This window comes from Acinetobacter pittii (assembly GCF_034067285.1).
Taxonomy (GTDB): domain Bacteria; phylum Pseudomonadota; class Gammaproteobacteria; order Pseudomonadales; family Moraxellaceae; genus Acinetobacter; species Acinetobacter pittii_E.
On record NZ_CP139286.1, the window covers coordinates 634,841 to 648,384 of the forward strand.

Annotated in this window: 14 protein-coding genes; 8 read left to right on the forward strand and 6 right to left on the reverse strand. The window is 37.8% G+C overall.

The features are described 5' to 3' along the window. Nucleotides 1-128: 128 nt before the first annotated feature. A complete protein-coding gene (locus SOI81_RS03080) occupies nucleotides 129-851 on the reverse strand; it encodes a YgfZ/GcvT domain-containing protein (RefSeq protein WP_016143122.1) in 723 nt (240 codons plus the stop codon). 59 nt (nucleotides 852-910) lie between these two features. Continuing rightward, nucleotides 911-1,027, reverse strand: a complete 117-nt coding sequence (locus SOI81_RS03085) for a hypothetical protein (RefSeq protein WP_080649775.1) — start codon at nucleotides 1,025-1,027, stop codon at nucleotides 911-913. Nucleotides 1,028-1,068: 41 nt separating this feature from the next. Between SOI81_RS03085 and SOI81_RS03090 the strand changes: the two genes are divergently transcribed. From SOI81_RS03090 to SOI81_RS03105, 4 genes are all read left to right on the forward strand, one after another. After that, on the forward strand, nucleotides 1,069-1,518 hold the full coding sequence (locus SOI81_RS03090; protein ID WP_320140075.1) for an SRPBCC family protein: 450 nt from the start codon (nucleotides 1,069-1,071) through the stop codon (nucleotides 1,516-1,518). A 138-nt stretch (nucleotides 1,519-1,656) separates the two neighbouring features. Further along, nucleotides 1,657-2,013: a DUF488 domain-containing protein gene (yeaO, locus tag SOI81_RS03095; RefSeq protein WP_320541225.1), complete on the forward strand. Its 357-nt coding sequence runs from the start codon at nucleotides 1,657-1,659 to the stop codon at nucleotides 2,011-2,013. A 91-nt stretch (nucleotides 2,014-2,104) separates the two neighbouring features. Beyond that, nucleotides 2,105-2,449 carry a zinc ribbon domain-containing protein YjdM gene (gene phnA, locus SOI81_RS03100; RefSeq protein ID WP_004789255.1) on the forward strand — a complete coding sequence of 115 codons (345 nt, stop codon included), beginning with the start codon at nucleotides 2,105-2,107 and terminating at the stop codon, nucleotides 2,447-2,449. 211 nt (nucleotides 2,450-2,660) lie between these two features. Next, nucleotides 2,661-3,002, forward strand: a complete 342-nt coding sequence (locus SOI81_RS03105; protein WP_320541226.1) for a YegP family protein — start codon at nucleotides 2,661-2,663, stop codon at nucleotides 3,000-3,002. A 52-nt stretch (nucleotides 3,003-3,054) separates the two neighbouring features. On the opposite strand, the gene proS is transcribed toward SOI81_RS03105, so the two are convergent. From proS to SOI81_RS03125, 4 genes are all read right to left on the reverse strand, one after another. Beyond that, nucleotides 3,055-4,770 carry a proline--tRNA ligase gene (gene proS, locus SOI81_RS03110; RefSeq protein ID WP_320541227.1) on the reverse strand — a complete coding sequence of 572 codons (1,716 nt, stop codon included), beginning with the start codon at nucleotides 4,768-4,770 and terminating at the stop codon, nucleotides 3,055-3,057. Between the two features lie 59 nt (nucleotides 4,771-4,829). Beyond that, on the reverse strand, nucleotides 4,830-7,928 hold the full coding sequence (locus SOI81_RS03115) for an efflux RND transporter permease subunit (protein ID WP_239975413.1): 3,099 nt from the start codon (nucleotides 7,926-7,928) through the stop codon (nucleotides 4,830-4,832). A gap of 15 nt (nucleotides 7,929-7,943) precedes the next feature. Then, nucleotides 7,944-9,053 carry an efflux RND transporter periplasmic adaptor subunit gene (gene nolF, locus SOI81_RS03120; protein ID WP_320541566.1) on the reverse strand — a complete coding sequence of 370 codons (1,110 nt, stop codon included), beginning with the start codon at nucleotides 9,051-9,053 and terminating at the stop codon, nucleotides 7,944-7,946. Between the two features lie 68 nt (nucleotides 9,054-9,121). Next, complete coding sequence (locus SOI81_RS03125; RefSeq protein ID WP_320541228.1) at nucleotides 9,122-9,760, reverse strand: hypothetical protein; 639 nt, start codon at nucleotides 9,758-9,760, stop codon at nucleotides 9,122-9,124. Nucleotides 9,761-10,044: 284 nt separating this feature from the next. Between SOI81_RS03125 and pilG the strand changes: the two genes are divergently transcribed. Genes pilG through pilJ form a run of 4 tightly spaced genes read left to right on the forward strand, consistent with a single transcriptional unit; the run spans nucleotide 10,045 to nucleotide 13,531 of the window. Beyond that, complete coding sequence (gene pilG / locus SOI81_RS03130) at nucleotides 10,045-10,428, forward strand: twitching motility response regulator PilG (protein ID WP_000389061.1); 384 nt, start codon at nucleotides 10,045-10,047, stop codon at nucleotides 10,426-10,428. Nucleotides 10,429-10,450: 22 nt separating this feature from the next. After that, a complete protein-coding gene (pilH, locus tag SOI81_RS03135; RefSeq protein WP_000101096.1) occupies nucleotides 10,451-10,813 on the forward strand; it encodes a response regulator in 363 nt (120 codons plus the stop codon). A 60-nt stretch (nucleotides 10,814-10,873) separates the two neighbouring features. Then, on the forward strand, nucleotides 10,874-11,410 hold the full coding sequence (gene pilI / locus SOI81_RS03140; RefSeq protein WP_016143130.1) for a chemotaxis protein CheW: 537 nt from the start codon (nucleotides 10,874-10,876) through the stop codon (nucleotides 11,408-11,410). Nucleotides 11,411-11,452: 42 nt separating this feature from the next. Next, on the forward strand, nucleotides 11,453-13,531 hold the full coding sequence (gene pilJ, locus SOI81_RS03145; protein WP_016143131.1) for a methyl-accepting chemotaxis protein: 2,079 nt from the start codon (nucleotides 11,453-11,455) through the stop codon (nucleotides 13,529-13,531). Nucleotides 13,532-13,544: the final 13 nt, after the last annotated feature.

The window sequence follows — 13,544 nt, forward strand, 5'->3', positions numbered from 1 at the left end:
CAACAGGGCTAATGATGGCATATAAAGCTTAAAAAATTGACGTTCTAATATAATGAAATCATTAGTGTTTTGTATCTATAAAAAAGCCCACTAACTTAGCAGTGGGCAGTTTGAACTAATAAAAGTTATTATTGTGGTCTTGCTACGTCGCCACTTAAAGCTTCTGGTAACTCAAGAACTTGAACCCCTAACTCTTGAAGAGCAGCAGGTTTAGCTACAACTAAAGCAAGATAGCCTTCATCATTTGCAATACTATTAACGACTTCTACATCGTTATTTAATTGAGTTGCTGAAGCTGGTGCTTCACCTGTACCTTGCACAAGATGTAACCAGTGTTTTGGTTTTGCTTTAAACCAAAGGCGTGCCACAATTTCCTGGCCTAAGTAACAGCCCTTGTCGTAATTGACGCCTTCACGTTGATGTAAACGTAATTCCTGTGGTTGGAATTCATGTTCCGTTGTCTGTGTAATCCAAGCTTGACCAGTCATAATGGCTTGTTTTTGCCATTCAGAAATATCAGTTTCAGCAGTAGTGAACTCAGTTTGATGATTCACTACTTTTGGGAACACAATGCCTTGTTCACTTAAGGTCATTTTTGAAAAGGCGCCATATTTTTTAATGTGCTTGGCAAACTCTTCAGCTTGATCTTGAGTAACTACAATTTCAAAACTTTCAGCATTAATCTTCTTTAGCCATAAGCCAAAGTGAATACGACCTTTAAGATCACAAATAGCTGTATAGCGAGTTGTATTTTCAGCTAAACGTTCAGTATCTACAGTAACTTGGCCTTGTAAAAACTTTTGTGCATCTACACCGTTTAAAGCATATGAGGAGAAAGCGAGCAGACTCATGATTAATCTCAAATTCAATATGTTTCTTTATGATTGCTGACTATTTTGCTCCATTTTTACTAAAAAATCAGCCATAGTTTTCGTAATTTGATTTTGTGCTGTATACCGATTTTTAGTTTAAAAAAACACCAAAAATATACGTTTGGATAAATTGGAAGGTTTAAGCTAATAACGATAATTTCAATAATTTTAGGGAAATTAAAATAAGGAGAATACGATGACAACAGGAACAGTAAAATTTCATCGTGTGTTTAAGGCTCCAGCCGAGCGAGTCTATCGTGCATTTTTAGATCCAGATGCTTTAGTAAAGTGGCTGCCACCTCATGGTTTTACTGCCAAGGTTCATAGTTTTGATGCAAATGTTGGTGGCTCATACAAAATGAGTTTTACCAATTTTTCAACAGGTTCAACACATGCTTTCGGTGGAACATATGTTGAACTAGTTCCAAATGAATTAATTCGCTACAACGATCAATTCGATGATCCAAATTTACCAGGAACTATGCAAGTCACTATTACATTAAAAACGGTAATGGTGGGTACAGAAGTGCACATTACACAAGAAGGAATACCTGAAGTTATTCCTGTAGAAGCCTGCTACTTAGGATGGCAAGAATCACTATCTTTACTCACGTTATTAGTTGAAGCTGAAATTCCAGACCAATAAAAAGTTATTTTTAGAGTCACATATAAAAGTGAGTAGATTTATTTCTGCTCACTTTTTCTTTTTGAGCTTTATTCTAAATGAATAAAATATAGAATAATTTTATAACTCCAAAATATAAGTTGTATGCAGAGAAAAAAGATGGATATACATATTAAAAGAATTTATGAAAAGGCCGACCCTAGTGACGGTAAGCGAATTTTGGTTGACCGCCTATGGACCAGGGGAATTAGTAAAGAGAATGCTCATTTAGATTTGTGGCTAAAAGAAGTGGCTCCTTCAACTGAACTTAGAAAATGGTTCCATGCTGCAACGCCAGATCATTGGGAAGAATTTAAGCAGCGTTATTTAAAAGAGCTTGAAACCAACTCCGCAGTTGAAGAACTGCAAAAGATTGTAGCTGAGCATACAGTTACGTTTTTATATTCAGCAAAAGATGTTGAAAATAACCATGCAATTATTTTGAAAGAATATTTATTAAGTAAAAACTTAAAATGAATATATAAATTTTTTTTTGGTAAAAGTCTTTTATTTAAAACTTTAAAAAATGAGTTGTATCTCGCATAATATACTTTTTGAGATTTTTTTCATGTCTTTGCCAAACTGCCCAAAATGCCAATCAGAATATACTTACCAAGATGGCGACTTATTGATTTGTCCTGAATGTTCACATGAGTGGAAAGAAGGAGAAGCATCGCTTACTGAAGAACAAGAAATTATTAAAGATGCGAATGGAAATGTATTAGCTGATGGCGACAGCGTCACTGTAATTAAAGACTTAAAAATTAAAGGTTCATCTTCAGTCGTTAAAGTCGGTACAAAGGTAAAAACGATTCGTTTAGTTCCAGATGCAAGTGATGGCCATAATATTGATTGCAAAATTGATGGCATTGGTCAGATGAAATTAAAATCTGAATTTGTAAAAAAAGCTTAAACTGTTAATTATTATTACATTTCAGCAGAGATAGATGTATATATCTCTGCTTTTTAAATTTCTAACATCATTCTAATTTTATTACGAAAAAGTATAAAAAATGGGCTATTCAAGGAATAATTGGGGCTTTATATTGTTATTAATAACAAAAAACTTTCGTCCAGAATAATAACGAAAGTCATACCCACACCAACAAAAAAATGAGGTTTTTATGGCAGGATGGTACGAAATTTCACAAGCGAGTGATGGACAATATCGCTTTATCCTAAAGGCAGGTAATGGTGAACCTATTTTAAATAGCGAGCTATATAAGGCAAAAGCCTCTGCTGTAAATGGTATTGAATCAATTCAGAAAAATAGTGGTGATGACGCCCGATATGAGCGTTTAACTGCAAGGAATGGGAAACCTTACTTCAATTTAAAAGCTGCAAATCATCAAATTATTGGCACCAGTCAGTTCTATGCAAGTGAAGCTTCACGAGATAAAGGAATTGAGTCGGTTAAAAACAATGGTTCATCAACCAATATCAAAGACTTAACGGTTCAGGCATAAAGTTGAGTTAAAAAAAGCAGCTTCTAAAAGCTGCTTTTTTATTTAGTATTTATTAACGCGCTAACTTAGCTAAAAGCTCTTCTTTCGTTAAATTGCTCGCTTCAGCATCTCGGCGGCCTTTATATTCAAACGTACCCGCATCAAGACCTTTTTCACCAATCACAATACGGTGTGGAATACCCATTAACTCAAGGTCAGAGAATTTAACGCCTGGGCGTTCGTTACGGTCATCAAGTAATACGTCAAAACCTTGAGCTTGAAGTTCTGCATAAAGTGATTCTGCTGCTTCAAGAGTACGTGGTGATTTGTGCGCATTCATTGGAACAATGGCAATTTCAAAAGGTGCAATGGCTTGAGGCCAGATAATACCTTTGTCGTCGTAGTTTTGTTCAATTGCAGCTGCAACAACACGTGTTACACCAATACCATAACATCCCATGGTTACTGTAAATGGTTTACCATCTTCACCTAGAACTTTACAGCCTAAAGCTTCAGAGTATTTAGTACCAAGCTGGAAAATATGACCTACTTCAATACCACGTTTAATTTGTAGTGTGCCTTTGCCATCTGGAGATGGATCACCTTCAACCACATTACGTAAATCAAAAACTTCGCTAATTTGCGCATCACGTTCCCAGTTTACGCCAACAGCATGTTTGTCTGCTTCGTTTGCACCTGCAACGAAGTCTGAAAGAACAGATGCAGCACGGTCAACAATGACAGTTAAGCCTTTTTCGACTAAACCTTGTGGACCAGTAAAGCCAGCAGTTAAACCAAATGCTTGAAGTTGTTCTTCAGTTGCAAAAGTAAGAGGAGCCGCAACTAAAGGATGCTTCTCAGCTTTAATTTCATTCAGTTCGTGGTCGCCACGTACAAATAGAGCGACGACAGGAATATTACCTTTTTCGTCTGCAACACCTTGAACTAATAATGCTTTAACAGATTGCTTTGGATCAGCATTTAAGAAATGGCATACATCATCAATTGTTTTTTGGTTTGGTGTTTCAACCAATTTTAGTTCTTGTGTCGGTGCTGCACGTTCACCAACTAAAACAGCCTCAGCCATTTCAACGTTTGCTGCATAATCAGATTCAGTTGAAAATGCGATGTCATCTTCACCACTAGCAGCCAATACGTGGAATTCGTGTGAAGCTGAACCACCAATAGAGCCTGTATCAGCTTGAACTGGACGGAAATCTAAACCTAAGCGAGTGAAAATACGGCTATAAGTGTCGTACATCACGTCATAAGTTTCTTGTAATGATTCTTGAGTTGCATGGAAAGAATAAGCATCTTTCATGATGAACTCACGTGAACGCATTACACCAAAACGTGGACGGATTTCATCACGGAATTTAGTTTGAATTTGATAGAAATTTACAGGAAGCTGCTTATAACTTTTTAATTCGTTACGCGCCATATCCGTAATAACTTCTTCATGCGTTGGCCCAAGTACAAATGGGTTCGTATGACGATCTTTAAAACGTAATAATTCAGGACCGTATTGTTCATATCGACCTGATTCTTCCCAAAGACTTGCGGGTTGAGTCACGGGCATGAATACTTCCATTGCGCCTGAACGGTTCATTTCTTCACGAACAATCGCATCTACTTTTTTAAGCACACGTGTTCCCATCGGCAGCCATGTATATAAACCAGATGCCAATTTACGAATCATCCCCGCACGTAACATGAGCTGGTGTGAAATCACTTCAGCATCATTTGGGGTTTCTCTCAACGTTGCAAATAAAAAGCGGCTTGCGCGCATGGAAAAAGTCCTAAAAGTTAAGCGTTATATAAAACGCAGATTATACGATAATCGCTGCATTATGACATGAATCGTCGAGTTTGACGCAGCATAAAGTTTTTCAAGTCATCCAGATAAGTGAAAATGACGGGTACAACTACAAGAGTCAACAGGGTAGAGGTAACTACACCACCAATCACAGCATGAGCCATTGGTGCGCTTTGCTCACCCCCTTCACCAAGACCCAAAGCTAAAGGGACCATCCCCATCACCATAGCACTTGTGGTCATTAAGATTGGACGTAAACGGGTTTTCCCCGCTTGTAAAATAGCATCATAACGGCTGACACCCTGATCCATTGCTTTCTTAATAAAATCGATTAGCAAAATCGCATTTTTAGTGACAAGCCCCATCAGCATGATAATACCAATAATCGAAAACAGATTTAGAGTGCTTTGGAACAAAAATAGGGCAAGAAAAACACCAATCAATGATAAGGGTAAAGAGGCCATAATAGCCGCTGGATGAATAAAGCTATTGAACTGAGAACCTAACACAATATAGATAAATACAATCGATAGGGTAATGGCTGTTAATGCGTATCCCGCAGATTCAGCCATATCGGCATTTGCCCCTTGTGTATCAAATGTATAGCCTGCTGGTAGCTTAAACGCCTTTTGCATTTTGTCGATGTCTTGACCAATATCGCCACTAGGACGTCCTGAAGTATTTGCCTCAATCAGAACCTCGCGCTCAAGATCACGTCGATTAATTTGTGAAGCACCAAGCTTTTCTTCGGTCGTTGCAACGGCACTCAATGGAACTAATATGTTTTGTCCAGCTGCATTGGTTTTATTAGAGTTGATATATAAATTTTGCACATCTTGTGGAAGCATACGTTTATTTTCATTTAAACGTAAATTTACATCATAAGTTTCGCCGTCACGATCTTCCCACGTGGTGACATTGTCACCCGCAATTAATGGTCGAATGGCATTCGCAATTTGGGATACAGATAAGCCTAAATCACTTGCCAATACACGATTAATATGGACACCCAAAGTCGGTTTAGGTTCTTTCAATGAACTTTCTAAATCAACTACGCCTTGAATTTTTTCCATTTCAGCGATAAAGCGATCTGAAATTTTCTGTAGTTCATTTAGGTCAGATCCTTTAATAGAAATCATGATTGGCTTTTGGCCGCCAGAGACAGAGTCTTGTGCTGCGGCAACAGAAGTTACTCGAATACCTGCTACTGTTTGCAAACGATCACGGAACTCGTTGTTGAGTGTATTAAGATCAGAACTACGTTCTTGTTTTGGTTTTAAGGTCACCCCTAAACCTGCATGGTTTTTACCAGAGTCTACTTCACTGTTGACTACGCCGTAAGTAGAAACCACATCGGGGAATTGTCTAATAATTTGATCGACCTGATGTAATTTTGCTTGAGTATATTCCAAAGAAGCATCTACAGGAGTTTCGAACTGGATACGCACTTCACCTTTATCTGGTGTAGGTACAAACTCGGTCCCAATCAGTTTAGATAGTCCTAATGCAGCAAATAATGAGGAGATTGCAACAATGACTGTAATGAAACGGAAGCGTAGAGCAAGTTTTAATAGCTTTTCATAAACATGAGCAAGCCGATCTAGCAGATTAGAAATATGGTCAAAAAACCGTTGTAGCCAATTATCTTTTTTCTTTACAGGATCTTTCCAGTGAGCTGATAGCATTGGATCGAGTGTAAAACTAATAAACATTGAAATTAAAACAGCGGTACTGACCGTTACACCAAATTGATAAAAGAAACGTCCAATCAGACCACCCATGAAGGCTACAGGTAGAAATACTGCCACAATGGTAAGTGTAGTTGCGAGTACGGCTAAACCAATTTCTTTTGTCCCTTCAAGAGCTGCAGTGACGTGGTCTTTGCCAAGTTCAGTATGTCTGACAATATTTTCCCGCACTACAATTGCATCATCAATAAGTAAACCAATACTGAGTGATAGCGCTAACAGTGTCATCATGTTAATGCTAAACCCAAAAGCCCAGATAAACGTTAAGGTTCCGAGCAAAGTAATCGGTAAGGTTAGACCTGTAATAACGGTAGAACGGAAAGAGCCTAAAAAGAGTAAAACAATGAGAACTGCTAAGGCCGCACCTTCAATAATGGTTCGAGCAACATCTTTAATTGAGGCGCGAATACCTTTAGAGCTATCAGCTACGACTTTGTAATTTAAGCCCGCTGGCATTTGATCTTTTAATTTCTCTAACGTTTCATAAGTCTGATCGACAACTTTAATGACATTGGCATCGGAGCTTTTTAAAATATCGACAGAGACAGCGGTTCTTCCATTATAAAAGGCACTCGATTGTAGTTCTGCTTGCGTGTCCTCAACAGTTGCTACTTGCTTTAAAAAAATGGGCGAACCATTTTTATTGGCAATCACCAAATCGCCAAATGCAAGGGGATGGATAACTTTCGATTGAATCTGTACGACCAGTTCAGAATTTTTTTGTTGTAAGGTTCCGGCAGGGACTTCAATATTTTCATTTTTTAAGGTGTTAATGACCTGATCAATACCAATGCCATAGCTTTGCAGTTGTGCAGGAATAACCTTTATTCGGATTTGCCGCTTTGCATCACCCAATAAATTTACATTACCGACACCTGAAACAGTTTTAAGTTGAGGCACAATTTTTTTATCTACATACGAACTTAATTGCGCCAGACTCATGTTGTTTGATTCAAATACAACCGACATGATTGGGCTAGAGGAGGGGTCATAGCGCTGTACAATCGGTGTATCAATTTCATCACGGAACTGTGCTGTGACAGGTGCAATTTTGTCACGAACATCTTGAGCTGCAATTGCTGAAGATGTATCGAGATTAAACTCAGCAATCACCATCGAAAAGCCTTCACTTGAGCGTGAAGTAATTTGTTTAATTCCTGAAATTGTATTGATTTGATCTTCAAGTTTTTTTGTAATATCTGACTCAACCGCTTCAGGCGACGCACCCGCATATTGCGTAGTGACCACTACGAATGGGAAATCTATATTTGGAAACTCTTCAACAGTCATGCGTTTCCAAGAAGCTAACCCGAGTACCATTAAGCTGAGCATCATCATAATGGTAAAAACGGGGTATTTCACACTGATTCGAGTAAACCACATACGCTATTTGCTACCTTATTTATTTTTGTCGGTTGTAACCGTCACTTTTTTATTAATGTCGGAATCTTCAAATTGAATACGGCTTACCAGATCTGAGCTTTGCAAACCATCGACTAAAGCAATATTGTCGTTATAGCGCTGTTCAATCACCCGAATTTTAACTTTTTGGATGGTGTGATTACGTATCACCCATACAAACGGGTCATGTTGCATATTTTGAATACTATCTAAAGGAATCGTTTGGCCTTGATGAGTGTCATTGCGCAAAATGTTTCCATTAATGAAAGCTCCAATGCTTAACGAATCAATTTTTTCTTTAGGAGCAGCAAAGAACTCAATTTGTCGACTGTCTTGATCGGCGACAGGTGAAATGCGAGTAAGCGTTGCATTTAATTGTTTAGAATTACCTTGAATCTGATATTGGATGTTGCTACCTACCTTAAGCGCAGATTGCTGTTCAATGGGTAACTTCGCCTGTATTTCAAGTTGATCTGGATTTACGATTTCAAATAGTGTCTGTCCAACTGATACGGTTTGACCGGGTTCAACTTGCCGTTTAGTAATCACACCTGAAATTGGACTGGTAATAATTCCATCCTGATCCGCTTTTTTTGCAATATCAACATTGGCTTGTTGTGCTTTTACACTTTCAAGTTGCCCTTTATAGTCCACCTGACTTTGTTCAAACTCGACACGAGCAATAAAACCCTGATTAAATAATCTTTGTTTTCGGTTCATCAAATTACGTGCAAGTTCAGCTTGTGACTGAGCCGATGCAAGGTTAGCTCGTGCCTGTGCTAATCGTGCAACATTGTCTTGATTATTCAATCTCACCAGAACTTGACCTTTTTGTACCTGTTGGCCGACATTTGCAGTGACATTCGTCGCCGTTGCACTCACTTGTGCCTGAATGGAACTTTGCTGAACCGCACGGATAGTTCCTGTAAATGCAGTTTGAGAGTCAAGTGCTCCTTGTTTAACTGCAATAAGATCTTGAGGAATAAGCTCAATTTTGGCAGGAGTTGATACAGTAGTTTTGGTTGTTTCTTGCTGATTACATGCAGCTAAAATTAAACATAAACTAATAATACTCAGTTTAAAAAAAGTAGAAGGGGTGAGATGCATTGTGTGCATACAGCATCATCCTATAATTCAAATTTTATTTTGCCCCTATTCTTGATAAACCTTTGCAGTTATTCAAGCTTTTTTAAACGTTCGATAATATTTTCATACTCACTGTTGGTTCGGTTATAGGTCTTGGAAAGTGTTTGAAGCGTTAGTTTAACCCGATTAATATTATTTAGATTGTTTTCAATCAATGCCTTATGGCGCTCAGGAGTTATTTCTCCTTTTCTGAAATACTCCATTTCCTGACGTTTAAATAAAATTTTGTCTTGTTGTAATTGATTAAGTTGTTCCTGCTGATAATTAATTTGTTTTTTGATAGACACTAATGCCTGATCTCTTTTAATCAACGCTATCTTACTATTGCTATAAGCTTTTTTTAATTTGATATCTTGTTCTTTATGTCGTGCCAATAATGCTCGTTGACTCGATTGATTTAAATCGGCTTCAGCATTATAAGAATGGTTTCTTTTTATCACTTGCATATTGCGATCAAGCGCTTCATAACCATAACGAATATGGGTTGGAGTAACTGATGTACTAATATTGGCAATACCATGTTGATCATAATAACGATACCAAACTGCTTTAGAAGTATCGGCAATAGCAAGTGTAGAAGCTAAGAAAAAAAGTGATCCGAAGGAAATAATGCCTATAGATACAGACAAGCAGTTCCTATAAAAGGCATATTTCATCCTAACATTCATTGAAAATCCCCAAAAAAGATAGCTAAGCCACTTATTTTTAAATATTTAATCTTCATTATATTAATTATTATTTAGTTGAATAAAAATATAGTCATTATAAAAAAAATGATAATTTTAATTAAAGTGTGATGAGGTTAAAAGTTATTGTTTATAAATGAGAAAGTAGACAAAAATGCCTCATTGAAAATAGAAGGTGAGATATGTTAAAAATGCGTATAAATGTGTAAAAACAAATTTAAGTTAAATTGCATTTATATTTTATATTTATGGGGATGGAAGATTAAATGGAAGATGCATTCCAAAATCTGAAAGTAATGGTGATTGATGACTCAAAAACCATTCGCCGTACAGCAGAAACTTTATTGCAGCGCGAAGGCTGTGAAGTCATTACTGCTGTGGATGGATTTGAAGCTTTGTCCAAAATTGCAGAAGCAAATCCGGATATTGTTTTTGTCGATATCATGATGCCTCGTTTAGATGGTTATCAAACTTGTGCTTTGATAAAAAACTCTCAAAATTATCAGAACATTCCCGTTATTATGCTCTCTAGTAAAGATGGTTTATTTGATCAGGCAAAAGGGCGTGTGGTAGGTTCAGATGAATACTTGACGAAACCTTTTAGCAAAGATGAATTGTTAAACGCGATTCGTAATCATGTAAGTTCATAACCAGTAATTTGAGGGCAAAAAAATGGCACGTATTCTCATTGTAGATGATTCACCAACAGAAACTTTTCGTTTTAAAGAAATCCTAACAAAACATGGTTATGATGTACTTGAAGCATCAAATGGTGCAGATGGTGTAACTCTTGCAAAAGCAGAGCAACCAGATCTTGTCTTGATGGATGTTGTTATGCCGGGTGTAAATGGTTTTCAGGCAACACGTCAGATTACTCGTGATGAAGACACTAAGCATATTCCTGTTGTTATTGTGAGTACTAAAGATCAGGCAACTGACCGTGTATGGGGCAAGCGTCAAGGTGCAATCGACTATTTGATTAAACCAATCGAAGAAAAGCAATTGATTGATGTAATTAAACAATTTCTAAATTAACTCATCCATCCATAAAAACATAAATAACGGGCATTTTGTACCCGTTTTATAGGATCGAGTATGGCAGCGAATGGATTTATCGAGTTACTTCGTTTGTCTAAACGGGGTAATAAGAATTACGCTTCAGTTCAAAATGAAGCACAGCGATGGTCAGGAATTGCTTTTGAAATGAGAGGGCAATACTTCGTCGCACCACTTGGGGAAGTGTCAGAAGTTATCTATCCACCAAAATATACACCGGTTCCAAATACCCAAAGTTGGGTAAGGGGATTGGCAAATATTCGGGGCAGATTACTTTCAGTGTCTGATTTGGCGCATTTTATTTTAGGGCAACGAAGTTCATTTTCGTCAACTCAAAAAGTATTGTGTATTAGCCATCGCGACCAGTATGTGGGGTTGGTCGTAGATCAGGTTTTGGGGATTCAGCACTTTAATAAAAAAAGCTTTTTTTCTCAAAGTTCAGACTTAGAGGAAAATCTAAAAGAATATTGCCAAGGTTATTTCCATCAACATAACCAACACTGGCATGTTTTTTTATTTAGTCGTTTATTGCAAAACCCACATTACATGAATGCATCGACAAAATTTATAAACTAATTTTTACGCTGTGAAAACAGAGTATTTTTCTGGGGAAAAGCTATGGGCTTTAAGCTTAAAAAGAAAGGCAGCAGTCGGGTTGCGTCCGAAAAATCGGGTGTTAATTTTATTGCAACAATCCAGTCAAGAATTGAGCAGTTTGCCGGTTTATTTGGGGAAAGTGAAAAGTCCAAGCCAATCCTATATGCAGCAATTTTATGTTTTGTTCTTGCATTAGTTTCTCTAGCCTATTTGTTCTATAACGTTCCACGTCATAACCAGTTAATTAGAAGTCTTGGTGAGTTACGTTTGTTATCTCAAACGATTTCTAAGCAAGCAACTGAAGCAACTGAGTCTGGCTCTCAAGAGGCAATCACCAAGCTACAGCAGTCTCAAAAGGACTTTAACGAAAACTTACTTGAGATTGAAAATATTCACGGTAAGTCGACTGATGAATATCAAAAAGTTCAAGTTATGTGGACTGAACTTTCAAAAAACATCGATTTGATTTCAGCACATCAAAAAGTCCTTAACCAGCTATATGACACCAACATCTCTATTAGCGAAACCGTTCCTGAGATTCAGGCAGAATATAACTTGATGGTTGACCAAATGGCACGTCAAGGTTTGCCCAGTAGTCAGGTAATTATTGCTAAAAACCAAGTGTTTATTGCCGAACGTATTTTACGTTCTATTAACTCGGTGCTAAGTGGTACTGATGGTAATGTGTCGACTAGCGATTTTGGTGTAGATATTGATACGTTTGGTACATATTTAAATGCTGAACTTAATGGTAATGCTGAATTGGGTGTGGACCGTATTGCAGATCCGGCTTTACGTGAATCATTAGAAAGTATTAAATCTGAATATGACAAAGTCTTAAAATCTGCTGCTGCCACGGTATTAAAAAATGGTAACCAGATTGTCAATGTTCGTCAGGCATCTTCTCAGATCTTCTCTAAATCAGATGTGATGTTAGATAACTTGGGGCATTTATCTGATGTAGCAAGAAAGAACTGGCTTACTTTATTCTTAGGTGCAGTGCTAATCAGTTCTTTAGCAGGCTTAATCTTCTCAGTATTTAAATTAATTACATTACGTAGTGTAATGGATAAGCAACGTGTTACTCGATTACAAGACGAGTATGATCGTAACCAAAACGCAATTTTACGTTTACTTGATGAAATCGCCGATCTTGCAGATGGTGACTTGCGTTCATATGCAACAGTATCTGAGGATTTTACGGGAGCGATTGCCGACTCGATTAACTTTGCGATTGACCAACTACGTGACCTTGTATCCCGTATTCATGAAACCTCTCAAGAGGTTGCTCGCTATACGCAAGATACCCAAAGTATTACTAACCAATTGGCAGAAGCGTCTGAGCATCAGGCCCAAGAAATTGCTGGTGCATCAACAGCAATGAATGAAATGGCGCAATCGATTGACCAAGTATCTTCAAATGCATCTGAATCTGCTGAGGTAGCAGAACGTTCGGTACAAATTGCCTCTAATGGTGCGCAAGTGGTAAACCGTTCAATTGAAGGTATGGATACAATCCGTGAACAGATTCAAGAAACGTCTAAACGTATTAAGCGATTAGGTGAGTCGTCACAAGAAATTGGTAACATTGTATCGCTCATTAACGACATTGCCGACCAAACAAACATTCTTGCATTAAACGCAGCAATTCAAGCCTCTATGGCGGGTGAAGCAGGCCGTGGTTTTGCCGTGGTTGCTGACGAAGTACAGCGTCTTGCAGAGCGTTCAGCATCCGCAACAAAACAGATCGAAACACTGGTTAAAACGATTCAGACAGATACAAATGAAGCTGTTATTTCGATGGAACAAACCACTACTGAGGTTGTGCGTGGAGCGAACTTAGCAAAAGATGCGGGTATTGCTTTGGATGAAATTCAAAAAGTATCGGGCGACTTGGCTAACTTAATTGCTAGCATTTCTGATGCAGCAAAACTTCAATCTGCATCTGCCAGTCACATTGCGACCACCATGACAGTCGTACAAGAAATTACTTCACAAACGACCACTGCAACTTTCGATACAGCGCGCTCTGTTTCTGAATTAGCAAACATGGCAGAGTCATTACGTGAATCGGTAACGGACTTTAAATTACCTGATTAAATTGGGGATGAGA

Bases quoted from the DNA above. Each gene is read 5' to 3' on its own strand.
- pilI (WP_016143130.1), top strand. From the start codon at position 10,874: ATGGCAGCGAATGGATTTATCGAGTTACTTCGTTTGTCTAAACGGGGT.
- SOI81_RS03090 (WP_320140075.1), top strand. From the start codon at position 1,069: ATGACAACAGGAACAGTAAAATTTCATCGTGTGTTTAAGGCTCCAGCC.
- SOI81_RS03115 (WP_239975413.1), bottom strand. From the start codon at position 7,928: ATGTGGTTTACTCGAATCAGTGTGAAATACCCCGTTTTTACCATTATG.
- pilG (WP_000389061.1), top strand. From the start codon at position 10,045: ATGGAAGATGCATTCCAAAATCTGAAAGTAATGGTGATTGATGACTCA.
- SOI81_RS03080 (WP_016143122.1), bottom strand. From the start codon at position 851: ATGAGTCTGCTCGCTTTCTCCTCATATGCTTTAAACGGTGTAGATGCA.
- nolF (WP_320541566.1), bottom strand. From the start codon at position 9,053: ATGCATCTCACCCCTTCTACTTTTTTTAAACTGAGTATTATTAGTTTA.
- pilH (WP_000101096.1), top strand. From the start codon at position 10,451: ATGGCACGTATTCTCATTGTAGATGATTCACCAACAGAAACTTTTCGT.
- SOI81_RS03105 (WP_320541226.1), top strand. From the start codon at position 2,661: ATGGCAGGATGGTACGAAATTTCACAAGCGAGTGATGGACAATATCGC.
- yeaO (WP_320541225.1), top strand. From the start codon at position 1,657: ATGGATATACATATTAAAAGAATTTATGAAAAGGCCGACCCTAGTGAC.
- SOI81_RS03125 (WP_320541228.1), bottom strand. From the start codon at position 9,760: ATGAATGTTAGGATGAAATATGCCTTTTATAGGAACTGCTTGTCTGTA.
- pilJ (WP_016143131.1), top strand. From the start codon at position 11,453: ATGGGCTTTAAGCTTAAAAAGAAAGGCAGCAGTCGGGTTGCGTCCGAA.
- phnA (WP_004789255.1), top strand. From the start codon at position 2,105: ATGTCTTTGCCAAACTGCCCAAAATGCCAATCAGAATATACTTACCAA.
- proS (WP_320541227.1), bottom strand. From the start codon at position 4,770: ATGCGCGCAAGCCGCTTTTTATTTGCAACGTTGAGAGAAACCCCAAAT.